Consider the following 17,999-nt stretch of genomic DNA (forward strand, 5'->3'; position numbering starts at 1 on the left):
ACGGGACGCGTGCAGGGGCCGCCGCGGCCGGGTGCGGTCAGCGGGCCACGGGTTCGGGCTCGCCCTCGTCGCTGCGCTCCGGTGCCGCCACGCGCTCGAGCTTGGCGCCCTCGATGTCCAGGTCCGGCAGGATCCGCGCGAGCCAGCGCGGCAGCCACCAGGCCGCGGTGCCGAGGAGGCGCATGACGGCGGGCACGAGGGTCATGCGGACCACGAACGCGTCCAGCAGCACGCCGAGCGCGAGCCCGAAGCCGAGCGGCCGGACCATCGTCAGGTGGCTGAAGATGAAGCCCGCGAACACGCTGACCATGATGATTGCGGCGGCGGTGATCACCCGTGCGGCGTGGTGGAAGCCGGTCCGGACGGCCAGGTGCGCCTCGACGCCGTGGGCGTAGGACTCGCGGATGCCGGAGGTGATGAAGACCTGGTAGTCCATCGCGAGGCCGAACAGGATGCCGATGAGCAGGATGGGCATGAAGCTCAGGACCGCCCCCGGGTGGGTGACGTCGAAGACCGGGCCGAGCCAGCCCCACTGGTACACGGCGACGACCGCGCCGAACGCGGCGCCGAGCGAGAGCAGGAACCCGCCGGTGGCCAGCAGCGGCACGAGGAGCGAGCGGAACACGAGCAGGAGCAGGATGAAGGACAGCCCCACGACGATCGTCAGGTACGGCGGCAGGGCGTCGGCGAGCTTGGAGGAGACGTCCACGTTGGCCGCCGTCTGCCCCGTGAGGCCGATCGTCACGCCCGTGCTCGCCTGGATGTCGGCGCCCTTGGCGCGCAGGTCGTGGACCACCTGGACGGTGCTCGCGCTCGCCGGCCCCTCCTTCGGGATCACCTGGAAGACCGCGATCCGGCGGTCCGGGCTGACCGTGCCGGGCACGGCCGCGACCACGCCGGGGACCGAGCGGAGCTGGTCGGCGACGTCGTACTCCTTGGCCTGGACGGCGCTCGCGTCGAGGCCGGGCGGGAGGTCGCCGACCACGATGATGGGCCCGGTCATGCCCTCGCCGAAGTACTTCCCCGTGGCGTCGTAGGCCTTGAACGCGGTCGAGTCCACCGGCTCCGAGCCGCCGTCTGGGAGGGCGAGCCGCAGCTGCGCCGCGGGGACCGCGAGGACCGCGAGCAGCACGACAGCGCCCAGCACCGAGACCCACGGGTGCCGGGTGACCCAGGCGCCCCAGCCGCGGTTCGCCTTCTCGAGGTCCGTCCGCGCCTCCTCCTCGGCGTGGCCCGCCTTCGCGTTCTCCGCGAGGGCCTTGGCCCAGCGCCGCCGGGAGATGATCCGCCGGCCCGCGAATCCGAGCACCGCGGGCAGCAGGGTGACCGCGACCAGCACGGCCACGGCCACGGTCGCGGCGGCGGCGAGGCCCATGACCGCGAGGAACGGCAGGCCGGGCACCACGAGCGCCGCGAGCGCGATCACCACGGTGAGGCCGGCGAACACGACGGCGTTGCCGGACGTGCCGATCGAGAGCGCCACGGACTCGCGCGGGTCCATGCCGCCGAGCAGCTGGGTGCGGTGCCGGTTGACGATGAAGAGCGAGTAGTCGATGCCCACGGCCAGGCCGAGCATGAGCCCCAGCATCGGGGTCACCGAGCTCATCGAGACCACGCTCGTGAGGGCGAACGTGCCGCCCACGCCGACGGCCACACCGATGAGGGCCATGAGCAGGGGCAGGCCTGCGGCCACGAACGTGCCGAGCATGACGAACAGCACGATCGCCGCGACGGCCACGCCGATGCCTTCGGACGTGCCGAAGATCTGCGAGATGTCCTGCGTGAGCTCCTTGCTCGGGTACGCGTTGACGCCCGCCACGCTCGAGGCGATGGACTGGACGTCCTGCCGTAGCGCGGGGGTGAGGGCATCGGTGGACTTGGTGAACTGGATCGAGGCGATGGCCGCCTTGCCGTCGCTGGAGACGAAGCGCAGGCCCTCGGCCGCGGTGGCCTGGCGCTGGGCGAGGGCGAGCTGGGCCTTGGCGTCGGCCAGCTTGGCGGCGCCCTCGTCGGCCTGCTTCTTCCCGGCGTCATACTGCGCCTGCCCGGCCGCGAGCTGCTGGCGGCCGGCATTGAGCTGGGCCTGGGCCGAGGCGGTGGCCTGGGCGATCGCCGCGGCCGGGAGGCCCTGCGCGGCGAGGGCCTTCTTCTGGGCGTCGAGCTGGGCCTGCCCGGCGTCGAGCTGGGCCCGGGTGGCGTCCAGCTTGGCCTTGGCGGCCTCGAGCTGCGGCGCGCCGGCGGCCAGCTTCGCCTCGTTCGCCTGGATCTGGGCCTTGCCGTCCGCGATCTTCGCGGCCGCGCCGTCGAGCTGGGCCTGCGTGGTGAACGGGTCCGTGACGTTCTGGACGCCGTCGAGGCCCTTGATCTTCGCCAGCGCAGCGCTGAGGTCCCTCTTCTGGGAGTCGGTGAAGGCCGCGTCCGGGGACGTGAAGACCACGGTCGCGCTCCCGCCTGCGGCGGAGGGCAGCTCCGCCTTGAGCTTGTCCAGCATGCGCTGGGTCTCGGTGCCCGGGATCTGGAAGTTGTTGGTCATGCTGCCGTGGAACGCCGCGGCGGAGCCTCCGACCGCCGCGACGATGACGAGCCAGGCGGCGAGGACGAGCCAGCGGCGGTCGTAGGCGAACCTGCCGAGGCGGTAGAGGAGCGAAGCCATGGGCCTTACCTATTCAGAGCGGAACGGACGGGTCGGTGGTGCGCGCGCCGCGGAGCGGACCGGCGGGCGGGCTCAGGGCGCGGCGAAGCCGGTCTTGAGGTGGGTGATCGCGGAGGAGAGCAGGCTGCGGAGCCGGGTGAGGGACGACGGCGAGAGGTCGCCTCCCGATTCGGTCATCCACGTCTCGAGGGCCGCCTTGCCGCAGGAGATGATGCTCCCCGCGAGGGCGGCCACGTAGAGGTCGTCGCCGAGTTCGGGGTGGCGCTCCCTGATCGCCGTGCCGATCTTGTCGGCGCAGTCGTCGAAGGCCTGCAGCTGGAAGCGCGTGAGGGGGTCGTGGCCGGCGGCCACGAGGAACGACTGGGCCATCGGCTCGATGAGGTCGTTGTCGGCCATGCCCGTGAGGACGTGGAGCGCGGATTCGAGGATGGGCTCGTCCGCCGGGCGCTCGCGGAGCTTGCCGAGCGCACGGTCGAGGAAGCCGAAGGTCGGGGCGGCGATGGCCTCCTCGACGCTGCCGAAGTAGTTGAAGAACGTCCGGCGGGAGACGCCGGCGGCGTCGGCGAGCTCCTCGGCCGTGAAGCCGCCGAGCCCACGCGACAGGGCGAGGGACAGCCCCGCGGCGATGATCGATTCGCGGGTCGCGGCCTTGTTCAGCTCGCGGCGCGACGAGGGTTCAGCGGTCACCCCATGACACTACGTGCAAGTTTGCACCCCGTGCAAGTTCTGAAGGCTTGTTGGGGCCGGCCGGGTTCTGCTGGCGATACGCAGGACGCCCTGTCGCGGAGGGGACGGCCCGAGGGCGTCTCCTCCGCGACAGGGCGTCTGGCGCGGCGGAAGGCGGGAGGTCAGCGCGCGGCGGCCAGCTCGCCGTCGTGCGCCTGCTCCACCGAGGCGGTGGCGGACTCGTCCTTGAGCGGGTCGCCGTGGCGCGGGGCGTTGTAGAGCGCCTCGTCGAGGATGCCCTGGCGCTTGGCGACGAGGGTCGGCACGAGGGCCTGGCCCGCGACGTTGACCGCGGTGCGGCCCATGTCCAGGATCGGGTCGATGGCCAGGAGCAGGCCCACGCCGGCCAGGGGCAGCCCCAGCGTCGAGAGGGTCAGCGTCAGCATCACGACGGCGCCGGTGGTGCCGGCGGTCGCGGCCGAGCCGAGGACCGAGACGAGCACGATCAGCAGGTACTGGCTGACGTCCAGGTTGATGCCGAAGAACTGGGCGACGAAGATCGCGGCGACCGCCGGGTAGATCGCGGCGCAGCCGTCCATCTTCGTGGTGGCGCCGAGCGGCACGGCGAAGGACGCGTAGCCCTGCGGCACCCCGAGGTTGCGCTCGGCGACGCGCTGGGTGAGCGGGAGCGTGCCGATCGAGGAGCGGGAGACGAACCCGAGCTGGACCGCCGGCCACACGCCGGAGAAGTACTGCTTCACGGACAGGCCGTGCGACTTCACGAGGATCGGGTAGACCACGAACAGGACGAGCACGAGGCCGGCGTAGATGGCCACGGCGAACTTGCCGAGGGCGCCGATGGTGTCCCAGCCGTAGACGGCGACGGCGTTGCCGATGAGGCCGATCGTGCCGAGCGGCGCGAGGCGGATGATCCACCAGAGCACCTTCTGGATGATCTCGAGGGCCGAGCGGGTGAAGGTCAGGAACGGCTCGGCCTTGGCGCCGACCTTGAGCGCGGCGATGCCCACGGCGATCGCGATGACGAGGATCTGCAGGACGTTGAACGACACGGTCGTGGTGACGGCCCCGCCGTCGCCCGCGGTCGAGCTCGCGCCGAGCCCGAGGAAGTTGTGCGGGAAGAGGCCGGTGAGGAACGCCCACCAGTCACCGCTCTTGCCGGTGTACTTCGCCTGCTGGGTGATGCCCGTCCCGGCGCCCGGCTGGAAGACGACGCCCAGGGTGATGCCGATCAGGACCGCGATGAAGGCGGTGATCGCGAACCACAGCAGGGTGTTCCACGCGAGCTTGGCCGCATTGGAGACCTGGCGGAGGTTGGCGATCGAGCTCACCACGGCGGTGAAGATGAGGGGGACCACGGCGGTCTGGAGCAGGCTGACGTAGCTGCTGCCGATGGTCGCGAGAGTGGCGCCGAGGGCGTTCGGGCTGGCCTTCGTGCTGCCCGTGTACTTCGCGAGGAGGCCGAGGACGAGGCCGACGACGAGTGCGGCGATGATCTGCGGGCCGAACGACGTGGCCCACGTCGGGAGGCGGCGCGGGGTGCGCGCGGTGCTGGTTGAGGTGCTCACCCGTCCACGCTAGGGGCGCAGCTTGTACCATACGAAGCTTGTGTTTCTTCAGATGACGCCCAGTGTGACGGCGCGGCCGGGGGTCGAACCCCGCTGTGCCGCGCCGCCACGCCGTTTTGTTACGCTATTCCCTCAGCCCTTGTGGGATATGTCACGTCGCTTCAGGCGGTCAGGGCGCGCCGGAGGGTGTCCAGGCCGACCGATCCGAGGTTCAGGGCGCGCGTGTGGAATTCCTTGAGGTCGAACTCGCGGCCCTGGGCGGCGGCCTCCGCCTCGAGCTCGCCGCGGACCTGTTCCCACAGCCGCTGCCCCACCTTGTAGGAGGGGGCCTGTCCCGGCCACCCGAGGTAGCGGTTGAACTCGAAGTCGAGCTGGCCCTCGGACACGTCCAGGTTCTGCTTCAGGAACCCATAGCCCTTCTCGGCCGTCCAGGTTCCCGTGCCCCAGCGCTCCGGGACCTCGAGCCCGAGGTGGACGCCGATGTCGAAGACCACGCGCGCTGCGCGCATGCGCTGCCCATCGAGCATGCCCATGCGGTCGCCGGGGTCCGCGAGGTAGCCGAGCTCGTCCATGAGCCGCTCGGCGTACAGCGCCCAGCCCTCGCCGTGGCCGGAGACCCAGCAGATGTTGCGGCGCCAGTCGTTGAGCAGCTCGCGGCGGTACACGGCGGTGGCGCACTGGAGGTGGTGGCCCGGGACGCCCTCGTGGTAGACGGTGCTGGTCTCGGCCCACGTGGTGAAGGTGTCCTCGCCCTCCGGGACGGACCACCACATGCGCCCGGGCCGGGAGAAGTCGTCGGACGGCGCCGTGTAGTAGATCCCGCCGTCCTGCGTGGGCGCGATCATGCACTCGAGCTGGTGCATGGGCCCCACGATCTCGAAGTGGGTGCCGGCGAGGTTCGCCACGGCCCGGTCCGAGAGGTCCTGCATCCAGGCCCGCAGCGCGTCGGTGCCCTTGAGCTGCCGGGCCGGGTCCGCGTTGAGGGCGGCCTTCGCCTCGGCGATGCCCGCGCCGGGCTTGATCTGCTCGGCCACCGCCTCCTGCTCGGCGATGATGCGGTCCAGCTCGGCGACGCCCCAGGCGTACGTCTCCTCGAGGTCGACCGTCGCGCCGAGGAACCGGCGTGACTCGAGGGCGTACCGCTCGCGGCCCACGGCGTCCTCCTCGGGCGCCTGGGGGAGGAGCTCGCCCTCGAGGAAGTCCGCGAGCCCGCGGTACGCCGCGGCCGCGGCCGTGCAGCCGTCGGCGAGGGCGGAGACGACCTCGTCCGGCAGCGCGGCGCCACCGTCGAGCCTTGCGTCCGTGGCGAGCCTGGCGAAGAAGCCGGTGCCGTCTGCGCCGTACTTGCGGCACTGGCCGACGACGACGCGCACCTGCCGCGCCGCCGAGACCTTGCCGTCCGCCGCGGCGGCCCGGAGCGAGGCGACGTAGCCCTCGATGGCCGCGGGGACGTTGGCGGCGCGCCCGGCGATGTGGCGCCAGTGCTCGGCCGTGTCGGCGGGCATGAGGTCGAAGACCGCGCGGATCGACTGCGCCGGCGACTCGATGTTGTTCAGCGTCGCGGCCACCCAGCCGCTCGCGTGCCGCTCGGCGTCGAGGCCCAGGCGCTCCCGCATCGCATCGAGGGTGACCTCGTCGATCTCGTCCTCGGGCGTTGCGGCGTCGAGGGCGCTGAGCGTGTCCCGCACGAGCGCGCTGTGCGCGGCGAGGCCCGCGGGCGAGTAGTCCGGGTACTCCGTCTCGTGGCCCGGGTAGCCGAGCTCGGTCGCCAGGGCAGGGTCGAGGTCGAGCAGCCTGCGGGTGAACTCGTCCGCGATGGCGTCGAGGGCGCTGGGCGTGCGGGTGCCGGAGCTGTGCTGGTTCTGGTGAGTGTTCTGCGTCACCCTCACGAGCCTAGCGCGAGGCGCCGACACGTGAAAGAACCCGTGCACATCTTCCGCCTGTGCCCTGGGCGAGGAGTCACGTACGCACCGTTCAGGAGCCACCTACGCCCCGTTGCGGAGTCACGTACGCACCGTTGAGGAGTCACGTACGCACCGTTGCCGAGTCACGTACGCACCGTTGAGGAGTCGCGCCCGGCGGATTGACTCCTGGGGAGCGCGCAGGTGACTCCTTGAGGGCACGTAGGTGACTCCTCAGCACGGGTGAGAGTCCGGGCCCGGCAGATGCGTCAGGCGCGGCCGCGGCGCTGGGCGATCATGTGCCGCGGGCGCAGGGTCGCCCGGCGGATCCGCTCGCGGCGCGTCGGTGCTGCCGGCGCGGCCTCGGGCTCGGCGGTGCCGAGCGAGGCGAGCACGGCCGTGAGCGCCGCGACCTCCTCGGCGGTCGGGTTCCCGCGGGTGACCGAGAAGAGCACCGGCGCGGCGGCGACGGCGGGGGAGTCCCCGCCGTCGTGCGTCTGGGGCGTCTGGGGGAGCGCGCTCACAGCGGGATGTTCCCGTGCTTCTTGGCGGGCAGGGACGCGTGCTTGTCGCGCAGCGCGCGCAGGCCGCGCAGGAGCTGCACGCGGGTCTCCGACGGTGCGATCACGGCGTCGATGTACCCCAGCTCGGCGGCCTGGTAGGGGTTGAGGAGCTCCTCCTCGTAGTGCTGGATGAGCTCGGCCCGCTTGGCCTCGACGTCGCCGCCCTCTGCCGACACCGCGGCGAGCTCGCGGCGGTACAGGATGTTCACGGCGCCCTGCGCGCCCATGACGCCGATCTGCGCCGTGGGCCAGGCGAGGTTCAGGTCCGCGCCGAGCTTCTTGGACCCCATGACGATGTACGCGCCGCCGTAGGCCTTGCGGCAGATCACCGTCAGCTTCGGCACCGTGGCCTCGGCGTACGCGTAGAGCAGCTTCGCGCCGCGGCGGATGATGCCCTGGAACTCCTGGTCCTTGCCGGGGAGGAAGCCGGGGACGTCCACGAGCGTGATGATGGGGATGTTGAAGGCGTCGCAGTGGCGCACGAACCGGGCGGCCTTCTCCGAGGCCGCGATGTCCAGCGTTCCCGCGAACTGGATTGGCTGGTTGGCGACGATCCCGACCGTGTGTCCCTCCATGCGGCCGTAGCCGATGATCACGTTCGGCGCGTAGAGCGCCTGCATCTCGAGGAAGTTGCCGTCGTCGAGGATCCCCTCGATCACGGCGCGCATGTCGTAGCCCTGGGTGGGGGAGTCGGGGACGAGCGTGTCGAGGGCGAGGTCCTCGTCGGTCTGCTCGAGCTCCTGGTCCGAGTCGAGGACGGGGGCCTCGACGAGGTTGTTCGAGGGCAGGACGTCGAGGAGCTCGCGGACGAACTCGATCGCGTCGGCCTCGTCGGAGGCGAGGTACGTCGCGGTGCCGGTCGTGGCGTTGTGCTGGCGCGCGCCGCCGAGCGTCTCCATGTCCACTTCCTCGCCCGTGACGGTCTTGATGACGTCGGGCCCGGTGATGAACATGTGGCTCGTCTTGTCCACCATGACCACATAGTCGGTGAGCGCCGGCGAGTAGGCCGCGCCGCCCGCGCAGGGGCCCATGATGAGCGAGATCTGCGGGACCACGCCCGAGGCGGCCACGTTGTTGCGGAAGATGTCCGCGAACATGGCGAGGGAAGCGACGCCCTCCTGGATGCGCGCGCCGCCGCCGTCGTTGATGCCCACCACGGGGCAGCCGTTGCGGAGGGCGAACTCCTGGACCTTGACGATCTTCTCGCCGTTGACCTGGCTCAGGGATCCGCCGTAGACGGAGAAGTCCTGGCTGTAGACCGCCACGAGGCGCCCGTCCACGGTGCCGTAGCCGGAGACGACGCCGTCGCCGAGCGGCTTCTTCTTCTCCATCCCGAACGCGGTGGAGCGGTGCACGCGGAGGGTGTCGAACTCGACGAAGCTGTCCGGGTCGAGCAGCATGTCGATGCGCTCGCGCGCCGTGTTCTTCCCGCGCGCGTGCTGCTTCTCGATCGCCTCCTGGCCCGAGGGCGCGAGCGAGGCCGCCCGCCGGTCGCGGAAGTCCGCGATCTTGCCTGCGGTGGTGGTCAGGTCGTGGGTCACACTCACTCCAGCTCTCGGTCCGTAGCGCACGCGCGGTGGCTCTGTAGGGTCCGCACAAAGGGCGGAGACGTCACCTCAGTCTAGTGAGGCCCTGCGGGGCCGCCTGTGTAGGAACCCTACAAATTCGTGCGCTCGGCCGGCACGGGTCCCCATGGGCGCCGCGATCTTGTTACCGGTCAGTAACATCGTCCCGTACACTGGGGAGCATGACGACCATCACACCGGGCGCCGCCGGCACGCTGGCGGGCCGCACCATCCTCATGAGCGGCGGCAGCCGGGGCATCGGCCTGGCCATCGCGAAGCGCGCCGCCGCCGACGGGGCCAACGTCGCCCTCCTGGCCAAGACCGCCGAGCCGCACGCCAAGCTGTCCGGCACCGTCTACACGGCCGCCGAGGAGATCGAGGAGGCGGGCGGGTCCGCCCTCGCGATCGTCGGCGACGTCCGCAGCGACGAGGACGTGGCACGGGCCGTCGAGGCGACCCGCGAGCGGTTCGGCGGCATCGACGCCGTGGTCAACAACGCCTCCGCGATCGACCTCTCCACGACCGACGCCGTGGACATGAAGCGCTACGACCTCATGGCGGACATCAACGTCCGCGGCACCTTCCTGCTGTCCAAGCTCGCCCTGCCCGCGCTGCGCGCCTCGGCGTCCTCCGCGGCAGGCGCCCACATCCTCACCCTGTCGCCGCCGATCAACCTCGACCCGGCGTGGGCCGGCCGCCACCTCGCCTACACCATGGCCAAATACGGCATGAGCCTGACGACCCTCGGCCTGGCCGAGGAGCTGAAGGGCGAGGGGATCGGCGTGAACTCCCTGTGGCCGGCGACCCTCATCGACACGGCCGCCATCCGCAACATGCCCGGCGGCGACGCCCTCGCCACCGCGGGGCGCCGGCCCGAGATCGTGGCCGACGCCGCGCACGTGCTGCTCACGAGCGACCCCCGCACCACCACGGGAGGGTTCTTCACCGACGAGGAGGTCCTGGCCGCCGCCGGGGTGACCGACCTCGCCCGCTACAGCCTCGGCGCCGCCGAGGACCGCCTCGTGAAGGACATCTTCCTCTGAGATCAGGGGCGGTCGCCGCCCTCTCGATAGGATTCAGGCATGGACGACCACGCGCAGCCAGAGTCCCGCGGGCCCCTCGACGCAACGCTCCTGGGGCCCGGGTTCGTGCGCGAGGCCGGGCTGTCCCGCCTCGAGGTCCTCGATGAGATCGACTCGACGAACGCCGAGCTCCTCCGCCGGGCGGAGGCGGACCCCGACGGGTGGGGGGACCTCTCCGTGCTCGTCGCCGACCACCAGACGGCGGGACGGGGACGCCTCCACCGGCACTGGGAGTCCCCCGTCGGGGTTGCCGTCGCGGTGTCGGTCGTGCTGCGCCCGCACAACGCCGCGGGACGCCCGCTGCCCACGCAGAGCTACTCGTGGTTCTCGCCGCTCGCCGCGCTGGCCCTCCGCGAGGCCCTGGCCGAGACGGCAGGGGTCGAGGCGAGCGTGAAGTGGCCCAACGACGTGGTGGTCGACGGGCTCAAGATCTCCGGGATCCTCGCCCAGCTGGCGCCGGGAGCGCACGGCGCGCCGCCCGCCGTCGTGCTCGGGACCGGCATCAACGTCGGGCAGGCGCAGGACGAGCTGCCCGTGCCCACCGCGACGAGCCTGGCGATCGCCACCGGCCGTGAGCACCGCCGGGAGGACATCCTCGCCGCGTACCTTGCGGCGTTCGCCCGCCGCTACCGGCAGTTCTGCGCGGTCGACGGCGACCCCGACGCGCCGCTCGCGGCCGGCCGCGGGCTCTGGGGCCAGGTCGAGGACGCCACCATCACGCTGGGCAAGCGCGTGCGCGTCGAGCTCCCCGGCGGACAGACCCTCGTGGGGCGCGCGACGGGCCTCGACGCCCACGGCGCCCTGCGGGTCGTCGAAGAGGACGGCACCCGCCACTCGGTCGCGGCGGGCGACGTGGTCCACCTCCGCCCCGCCGATGGCGGCTATGCGTAGGCTCCTCGACCCGGGGGAGCAGCTGATTGTCAGGACGCGGCGCCAGGGCCGCATGCTCGTGCTGCCCGCCGTCGTCCTCATCCTCGTCAGCGGGGCTGCCGCCTTCGCCGCGGGCTGGCTCTCGCGCGGCCGCCTCGAGGCGCTGGCCCCCTGGCTCCCCGCGGAGACGTCATCCTGGTCCCCGCTCGTCCCCACGGCGCTCGCCGTGTGGATCCTGGTGGGGTACTGCCTGCGCGAGCTGCTCGCGTGGCGCTCCGTGAGCTATGTCCTCACGAGCCGGCGCGTGCTCCGCCGCGAACGCGGCCTCACGCGTAGCGACCGCGGCATGCCGCTCTCGCTCGTGCGCGATGTCCACGTCCGTCAGGGATTCATGCAGGGGATGCTCAGGTCCGGGACGATAACCTTGACCTCGGGCCAGTCGGCGCAGCTCACGCTGACCGACGTGCCGGAAGTGCGCCGTTTCAGCCAGTTCATCCTCGACGCCATCGAGGAGCTCCCGCTCCAGGAGCGTCAGCCGGATCCTGGCGACGAGATCACTGACTTCAGCGATGCGTCGCTTCCGTGGGAACTGAGGGAGGACTGATGGACGAGCCGAACGGCGAGGCGCTGTGGGAGGGCCCCGAGGAGCGGCCCGCCGAGCGCCTCGACGCTGCTGCTCCCGAGGCGGTGCGCACGGACGCCGGCGATGCGGACTCCGCCGGTGAAGACGCGGCCGGTGAAGACGCGGCCCGTGAGGTGCGGGCCGGTGAGGATGCAGCCGAGGACGCGTCTGCGGACCCGGCCCGGGCCCAGTCGCACCGTGCGGGCCAGCGGGCCCCGCGGCCGGCCCGGCGGATCACGTCCAAGGACATCGAGGTCCTGCTGCTCGGGGGCGAGCGCACCCTCAAGCGCCGCGAGGTGGCGGCGGCGGCCGGGGTCTCGCTGTACTCGGCCCGCAAGCTCTGGCGCGCCCTGGGCATGCCGAACTTCACCGACGACGACCTCGCCTTCACCCAGGCCGAGCTCGAGCCGCTCAAGGTCATGCCCCGCCTGGTCCGGGAGGGCAAGCTCACGGAGGAGGCGGCGATCTCGGTGGCCCGGGCGATCGGCCAGATGACCGACCGCATGGTCGTCTGGCAGGTCGAGGCCCTCGTCGAGGACATGATCTCGAGCCAGGGGATGACTGACTCCGAGGCACGCGTCGCGCTGCTCGAGCGGCTCCCGGACCTGGTCGGCCCGCTCGAGGAGATGCTCGTCTACTCCTGGCACCGCCAGCTCGCCGCGGGCGTCCAGCGCCTCGTGGTCAGGGCCCAGGCCGGGCTCGACTCGAGCGAGGAAGGACGCGACGGCACGGAGGACGACGCCCCGCTGCCGTTGGCACGCGCCGTCGGCTTCGCCGACCTCGTCTCCTACACGTCCCTCTCGCGCCGGATGAATGAGAGGACCCTCGCCCAGCTCGTCCAGCGGTTCGAGAACCGCTGCTCCGAGATCATCGCCGTGGGCGGCGGACGCCTCGTCAAGACCATCGGTGACGAGGTGCTCTACATCGCCGAGACCCCGGCGGCGGGCGCCCAGATCGCGCTGGCGCTGTCCAAGGAGTTCGCGGAGGACGAGATCCTCCCGCAGTGCCGGGTCGCCATGGTCTGGGGCCGCGTGCTGAGCCGGCTCGGAGACATCTACGGGCCGACGGTGAACCTCGCCGCCCGCCTGACCGCGATCGCCGAGCCCGGGCAGGTCCTCGTGGACGACGTCACCGCGAAGGCCCTCGCAGGGGACGAGCGGTTCGTCCTCGAACACCGCGAGCCCGAGATGGTCCGCGGCTTCGGCGAGATCCATCCGGTGGCGCTGCGCCACGGCACCGGGCCGGGCATCGTCCTCGACTGACCCGCGTCCCCGACTGACGCGGCGCACCCGCCGGCGCGCCGGGTCAGTGTGCGGTGGTGGGGGGAGACCTCCCCATCGCGGGCCCGGACGGCGAGGCACTAGGCTGTGCCGGGGACATCGCCGGGGCTCGGGGCCCGGGCCGGTGGAGAGAGCACACACATTCCAGGGGGAGCGGATGACGCTGACGACAGAGCAGGCCACATGGTTCGCCGAGACCTTCGAGCGCCTCGCAGCGAACGTCGGCCAGGCCGTGCTCGGCAAGGACCACGTGGTCCGGCTCGCGCTCACCGCCATGCTCGCCGAGGGCCACATCCTCCTCGAAGACGCGCCCGGGACCGGCAAGACCTCGCTCGCGCGGGCGCTCGCGGCCACGGTGCAGGGCACCAACTCACGCATCCAGTTCACCCCGGACCTGCTGCCCTCCGACGTCACCGGCGTGACGATCTACGACCAGAAGACCCAGCAGTTCGAGTTCCACAAGGGCCCGATCTTCGCCAACATCGTCCTCGCGGACGAGATCAACCGGGCCTCGCCCAAGACCCAGTCGGCGCTGCTCGAGGTCATGGAGGAGTCCCGGGTCACCGTGGACGGCGTGACCTACGAGGCCGGCAGGCCGTTCATGGTGATGGCCACCCAGAACCCGATCGAGCAGGCTGGCACCTACCGGCTCCCCGAGGCCCAGCTCGACCGGTTCCTCATCAAGACCTCGATCGGCTACCCCGACCACGCCTCCACCGTGCGCCTCCTCGGCGGCGCCTCGGTGAAGGACCGGTCCCGCGAGCTCGCCCCGATCATCACCACCAACGCGGTGGCCGAGATGGCCGAGCTGGGAGCCCAGAACCACGTGGACACGGCAGTCCTCGAGTACGTCTCGCGCCTGTGCGAGGCGACGCGCAACGCCCCCGAGACGCGGCTCGGGGTGAGCGTGCGCGGCGCCATCGCCATGGTCCGGGCCGCCAAGGTCTGGGCCGCGGCGCAGGGGCGCAACTTCGTGCTCCCCGACGACGTCAAGGAGCTGGCGGCGGTCGTCTGGACCCACCGCTTCGTCATGGACCCGGAGGCCGAGTTCGCCGGGGTCACCCCGGACCGGATCCTCGAGCGCGTCCTGGGCGAAGTCGCCGCACCGCAGTCCCGCGCCGGGGTGTGAGCCCGGCGATGCCCACCCGCAACCCGTTCGCGGCGGCGCGGGACGCCGTCGTCCGCCGTCTTCCCGGACGCAGCGGGAGCCGTCCGGCGCCCGAGACCGACGCGTCCTCCCGGCCGCGCCTGCACCCCGCCTCGCTCTGGCTGGAGGCGGCGGGCCTCGGCCGCTCCTACGCGGCGCCGACGCTGGCCCGCGCCGGCGCGGCGTACCGGAGCCGCCTGCACCCGACGCTGTCGGTGGTGAGCCCGCTCGGCTGGGCGGTTGCGCTCGCTGCCGTGCTGCTGGCCCTTGCCGGGGCCGCCTGGGGCTGGCAGGAGGCGACCGCCGCGGCGCTGCTCGCGGCGAGCCTGTTCGTCCTCTCGATTGTGTTCGTGCTGGGCCGCGCCTCGTATGCCGTAGACCTGGACCTCGCCCGCACCCGCGTGGCCGTGGGGGAGAGCGCGGTGGGCGGCATCGAGGTGGTCACCACGTCCTCGCGTCCCGTGGCGCCGTCGCTCCTCGAGCTGCCCGTCGGCGCGGCCACGGCCGTGTTCCACCTTCCGCGCATGCGCCCCGGCGTCCCGCACGAGGACCTGTTCACGATTCCCACCGAGCGGCGCGCCGTGATCGTGGTCGGGCCGGTCCGCTCCGTCCGGGCCGACCCGATCGGGCTCCTGCGCCGCCAGGTGGTCTGGACCGAGCCGCAGGACCTGTACGTGCACCCCCGCACCGCCGTGCTCGGGACCTCGGCGGCCGGCTTCATCCGGGACCTCGAGGGGATGCCGACCAGCGAGCTCGCCACCTCGGACGTGTCCTTCCACGCGCTGCGCGAGTACATCCCCGGTGACGACCGCCGCCACATCCACTGGAAGACGACGGCCCGCACGGGCACGCTCATGGTGCGCCAGTTCGAGGAGACGCGCCGGGCCCACCTCGCGGTGTGCCTGTCCGCGAACCTTGCGGAGTACGGCACCGAGGACGACTTCGAGCTCGCCGTCTCGGTGGCCGGCTCGATCGGCCGGCAGGCCCTCGCGGAGCAGCGCGAGCTGAGCGCCCTCACCCAGCGCGGCCCGCTGCGCACCGAGAGCCCGCGCCACTACCTCGACGACCTGACCCGCCTGCAGGGCGCCGCGATGCGCCCGACGGCGGTCGACGCCGCCCGCTCCACCGCGGACAGCGTGCCCAACGCCTCGGTCGTGTTCCTCGTGGTGGGCACCGGCGTCACCCCCACCCAGCTGCGCGCCGCCGCAGCATCCATCCCGCCCGGCATCCGCACCTTCGCCGTGCGCTGCGAGGCCGGGGCCGCCCCCAGGCGTGCCGGCATCGCGGACCTCACCGTGCTCACGGTGGGTGCCCTCGAGGACCTGGGCCCGGTGCTGCGGAAGGCGGCGGCATGAGCGAGACCACCCGCCTGCGGCCGCGCCGACCCACCCCCGGCGGCGCCGAGAGCGGCGGCGGAAGCGGCCGTCCGCGGAGCGGCGGCGCTGCTGCCCGCTCCCCGCGGCCGGGCTTCTGGGCCGGCCGGAACCCCTGGCTGCACGCGGTCGACGCCGCGGCCATCCTCGTGCTCGCGGCGCTCGGCATCGCCGGCTTCCACCTCGCCTACGGCGGCGACCGGCACTACCTGGTCGCGGGCCTCACCGGGGCAGCCCTCGGCCTCGCGGTCGCATTCGGCTCGTCCGCGCTGCGCCCCGGCTGGCTCGTGAGCACGGCGGGGGCCTTCCTCGCCTACCTCCTGGTGGGCGGCCTCGTGGCGACCCCGGACGAGTCCGCGGGCGGCTTCATTCCCACCCTCGCCTCGCTGCGGACGCTCCTGCTCGGGATCGTCGTCTCCTGGAAGGACAACCTGACCGTCGCGGCCCCGCTCGGCACGGCCTCCGGGATGCTCGTGGTGCCGTATCTGAGCGCGTTCGTGTGCTGCCTCGCCGCGGGGCTGCTCGCGTGGCGGCTGCGCCGGCCCTACTGGCCCCTCGTCCCGGTCACGGTGCTGTTCGTCGTCGGCATCGCCTTCGGCACGCACGAGGCCTTCCTCGCCCTGCCGCGAGGCGTCGCCTTCGCCGTGACCGGGGTCCTGTGGTCCTCGTTCCGCCGGTCGGCGGCCCGCGTCGGGACGGCACGCGTCGTCTCGGGCGAGACGACCGTGGCCGACCCCGGCTCGGCGCGCGCGGCCAGACTCCGCCGCGTGGGCCTCGGCGCCGCCGTGGTGGCGGTGGCCGCCGCGGCGACGCTGGCCCTCGCCCCCGCCGTCACCGCGGGCGCCCAGCGCGACGTGCTCCGGGACCGCGTGGTACCGCCCTTCGACCCGCACAACTACGTGAGCCCCCTCTCGGGGTTCCGCAGCTTCGTCAAGGACCAGCGGGACTCCGTGCTGTTCACCGTCTCAGGGCTGCCCCAGGGCGGCCGGGTGCGGCTCGCGGCCCTGGATGCCTACGACGGCACCGTGGCCAACGTCGACCAGTCCGGCTCGGGCTCCTTCGCCAAGGTCGGCGACGCGTCCTCGATTGCGGCCGCGGATCCGCCCTCCGGGGCGAGCACGCCGTACACGCTCGACGTCACCGTGCGCGACTACCGCGGCTACTTCCTGCCCGGCGGGCGGACGACGACGGGCATCGCCTTCGACGACAAGAACAGCCCGGCGGCGGAAGGCCTCTACTTCAACCCGCTCACGGACACGGCCATCTCCACGGCCGGCGTGGCCGCAGGCGACGAGTATGCGGTCCGCGTCGTCGAGCCCAAGCGGCCCGACGACGCGCTGCTGGCCCAGGCCCAGTTCGCTCCGGTGAGCCTGCCCGCCGTCGACGGCGTCCCGCAGGTGCTCCAGGCCAAGGCCGGGGACATCCTGGGGGACAGCCAGGCGCCGCTCGAGCGGGTGCGGACCCTCGAGTCCTACTTCCAGAAGTTCGGCGCGTTCAGCAACGGGCTCATCGCCGAGGGCCAGGTGCCCAGCCTCTCCGGGCACGGCGCGGGGCGGCTGCGGGCCATGCTCACCGCCAAGCAGATGGTCGGCGACGACGAGCAGTACTCGGTGACGATGGCGCTCATGGCGCGCCAGCTCGGCATCCCTGCCCGCGTCGTCATGGGCTTCTACCCCGAGAAGCCCCAGCCGGCCGGGACGAAGATCGACATCAAGGGCAAGGACGTCCACGCGTGGGTCGAGGTGGCGTTCGAGGGCTACGGCTGGGTCGCCTTCGACCCGACGCCGCCGAAGAACAACGTCCCGATCCCGCCCGACCCGCAGGCCCAGTCGAAGCCGCGCCCGCAGGTGCTCCAGCCCCCGCCGCCGCCCCAGGCGCCGGTCGAGCTGCCACCGGACTCGCGGCCCGACGTGCTGGACCAGGAGCAGAAGAAGGACAACTTCTGGCTGATCTTGGGCCCCATCCTCGCCGCCGTGGGCATCGGGCTCATCCCGATCGCGGTCCTCGCGCTGCCCCTCGTGCTCGTCGCGTGGCTGAAGCTGCGCCGCCGCCGGCGGCGGCTGGCCGCGGAGCATCCGGCGGAGCGGGTGAGCGGCGGCTGGCGCGAGTACACGAACTTCGCGACCGACCTCGGCGCGAGCCTCGACGCCCGTTCGACCCGGCGCGAGACCGCGGCGGTCCTCGGGGAGGCGTTCCCGGACTCGGCGGGCACGACGACGATGCTCGCCCGCCGCGCGGACGCCGCCGTCTTCGGCGCGGGCCGTCCGAGCGAGAACGAGGTCGACGCCTACTGGGCCGACGTGGACAGCTCCATCGAGGCGATGCGCGGCTCGCTCGGGTTCTGGCGGCGCCAACGCGCCAGGTTCTCGCCGCGCTCGCTCCTGCTCGAGGCGCGGGCGGCGCTGGCCGCCCGCGGCTCCGGAGCGCGCGGCGCAGACCGCGCACCGGCTCTGCGGCGCCTGTGGGGCCGGCGCGGCACGGCAGCCAAGGGCAGGACCAGGGGAGGGACTGAATGACGGCCTCGGTGCCGCCCCGCGCGCAGCCCGAAGCGGTGTGCCCGGCGTGTGGCAGTATGGTCCGGCAAGGAGCGCTGTTCTGCCCCGTCTGCGGGGCGCCAGCGGGCCACACTGGAGGCCACGGGCCGTCCGGCCGCACGCCTGCAGGCCGCACTGGGGGATACGAGGGGAACAC

13 protein-coding genes and 1 pseudogene are annotated in these 17,999 nt (G+C 72.6%); 8 read left to right on the top strand and 6 right to left on the bottom strand.

All coding sequences use genetic code 11. The features are described from left to right. Positions 1-37: 37 nt before the first annotated feature. From SA2016_RS07565 to SA2016_RS07590, 6 genes are all read right to left on the bottom strand, one after another. Entirely contained in the window at positions 38-2,653 is a 2,616-nt protein-coding gene (locus SA2016_RS07565; protein WP_066497058.1) for an MMPL family transporter, read from the bottom strand. Between the two features lie 72 nt (positions 2,654-2,725). Further along, entirely contained in the window at positions 2,726-3,340 is a 615-nt protein-coding gene (locus tag SA2016_RS07570) for a TetR/AcrR family transcriptional regulator (RefSeq protein WP_066497060.1), read from the bottom strand. Positions 3,341-3,501: 161 nt separating this feature from the next. Continuing rightward, positions 3,502-4,905, bottom strand: a complete 1,404-nt coding sequence (locus tag SA2016_RS07575) for a dicarboxylate/amino acid:cation symporter (protein WP_066497062.1) — start codon at positions 4,903-4,905, stop codon at positions 3,502-3,504. A 161-nt stretch (positions 4,906-5,066) separates the two neighbouring features. Further along, complete coding sequence (locus tag SA2016_RS07580; RefSeq protein ID WP_066497063.1) at positions 5,067-6,788, bottom strand: DUF885 domain-containing protein; 1,722 nt, start codon at positions 6,786-6,788, stop codon at positions 5,067-5,069. A 287-nt stretch (positions 6,789-7,075) separates the two neighbouring features. Next, positions 7,076-7,330 carry an acyl-CoA carboxylase subunit epsilon gene (locus tag SA2016_RS07585; protein ID WP_066497065.1) on the bottom strand — a complete coding sequence of 85 codons (255 nt, stop codon included), beginning with the start codon at positions 7,328-7,330 and terminating at the stop codon, positions 7,076-7,078. Beyond that, complete coding sequence (locus SA2016_RS07590; RefSeq protein ID WP_066497066.1) at positions 7,327-8,910, bottom strand: acyl-CoA carboxylase subunit beta; 1,584 nt, start codon at positions 8,908-8,910, stop codon at positions 7,327-7,329. The genes SA2016_RS07585 and SA2016_RS07590 overlap by 4 nt, the downstream gene beginning before the upstream one ends. A 206-nt stretch (positions 8,911-9,116) precedes the next feature. Here SA2016_RS07590 and SA2016_RS07595 point away from each other — a divergent pair, with 206 nt between their 5' ends. The 8 genes and pseudogenes from SA2016_RS07595 to SA2016_RS22630 form a co-directional block, all read left to right on the top strand. Further along, positions 9,117-9,977 (top strand): SDR family oxidoreductase, encoded by an 861-nt coding sequence (locus tag SA2016_RS07595; protein WP_066497067.1) that lies wholly within the window; start codon positions 9,117-9,119, stop codon positions 9,975-9,977. Positions 9,978-10,016: 39 nt separating this feature from the next. Continuing rightward, the gene (locus SA2016_RS07600) at positions 10,017-10,907 is read left to right on the top strand and encodes a biotin--[acetyl-CoA-carboxylase] ligase (protein ID WP_066497068.1); all 891 of its coding nucleotides are present in this window, start codon (positions 10,017-10,019) and stop codon (positions 10,905-10,907) included. Then, positions 10,891-11,490, top strand: coding sequence for a PH domain-containing protein (locus SA2016_RS07605; protein WP_084249392.1), 600 nt, complete (start codon positions 10,891-10,893; stop codon positions 11,488-11,490). The genes SA2016_RS07600 and SA2016_RS07605 overlap by 17 nt, the downstream gene beginning before the upstream one ends. Continuing rightward, positions 11,490-12,770, top strand: a complete 1,281-nt coding sequence (locus SA2016_RS07610; protein ID WP_084249393.1) for an adenylate/guanylate cyclase domain-containing protein — start codon at positions 11,490-11,492, stop codon at positions 12,768-12,770. Before SA2016_RS07605 ends, SA2016_RS07610 begins: the two co-directional genes overlap by 1 nt. Before the next feature lie 175 nt (positions 12,771-12,945). Further along, entirely contained in the window at positions 12,946-13,917 is a 972-nt protein-coding gene (locus SA2016_RS07615) for an AAA family ATPase (protein ID WP_066497071.1), read from the top strand. An 8-nt stretch (positions 13,918-13,925) separates the two neighbouring features. Further along, positions 13,926-15,290: a DUF58 domain-containing protein gene (locus SA2016_RS07620; RefSeq protein ID WP_084249394.1), complete on the top strand. Its 1,365-nt coding sequence runs from the start codon at positions 13,926-13,928 to the stop codon at positions 15,288-15,290. Further along, entirely contained in the window at positions 15,287-17,824 is a 2,538-nt protein-coding gene (locus SA2016_RS07625) for a transglutaminase TgpA family protein (protein WP_229710856.1), read from the top strand. Before SA2016_RS07620 ends, SA2016_RS07625 begins: the two co-directional genes overlap by 4 nt. Further along, positions 17,821-17,922 (top strand): annotated as a pseudogene (locus SA2016_RS22630) (zinc-ribbon domain-containing protein); the annotation flags it as partial. The gene SA2016_RS07625 and the pseudogene SA2016_RS22630, both read left to right, overlap by 4 nt. Positions 17,923-17,999: the final 77 nt, after the last annotated feature.

It is taken from the genome of Sinomonas atrocyanea, from assembly GCF_001577305.1.
In the GTDB taxonomy this organism is placed as follows: Bacteria; Actinomycetota; Actinomycetes; order Actinomycetales; family Micrococcaceae; genus Sinomonas; species Sinomonas atrocyanea.

What these genes read in the sequence shown, in the direction of transcription:
- SA2016_RS07565 (WP_066497058.1), bottom strand. Translation starts at nt 2,653, where the DNA reads ATGGCTTCGCTCCTCTACCGCCTCGGCAGGTTCGCCTACGACCGCCGC.
- SA2016_RS07595 (WP_066497067.1), top strand. Translation starts at nt 9,117, where the DNA reads ATGACGACCATCACACCGGGCGCCGCCGGCACGCTGGCGGGCCGCACC.
- SA2016_RS07600 (WP_066497068.1), top strand. Translation starts at nt 10,017, where the DNA reads ATGGACGACCACGCGCAGCCAGAGTCCCGCGGGCCCCTCGACGCAACG.
- SA2016_RS07605 (WP_084249392.1), top strand. Translation starts at nt 10,891, where the DNA reads ATGGCGGCTATGCGTAGGCTCCTCGACCCGGGGGAGCAGCTGATTGTC.
- SA2016_RS07610 (WP_084249393.1), top strand. Translation starts at nt 11,490, where the DNA reads ATGGACGAGCCGAACGGCGAGGCGCTGTGGGAGGGCCCCGAGGAGCGG.
- SA2016_RS07615 (WP_066497071.1), top strand. Translation starts at nt 12,946, where the DNA reads ATGACGCTGACGACAGAGCAGGCCACATGGTTCGCCGAGACCTTCGAG.
- SA2016_RS07620 (WP_084249394.1), top strand. Translation starts at nt 13,926, where the DNA reads ATGCCCACCCGCAACCCGTTCGCGGCGGCGCGGGACGCCGTCGTCCGC.
- SA2016_RS07625 (WP_229710856.1), top strand. Translation starts at nt 15,287, where the DNA reads ATGAGCGAGACCACCCGCCTGCGGCCGCGCCGACCCACCCCCGGCGGC.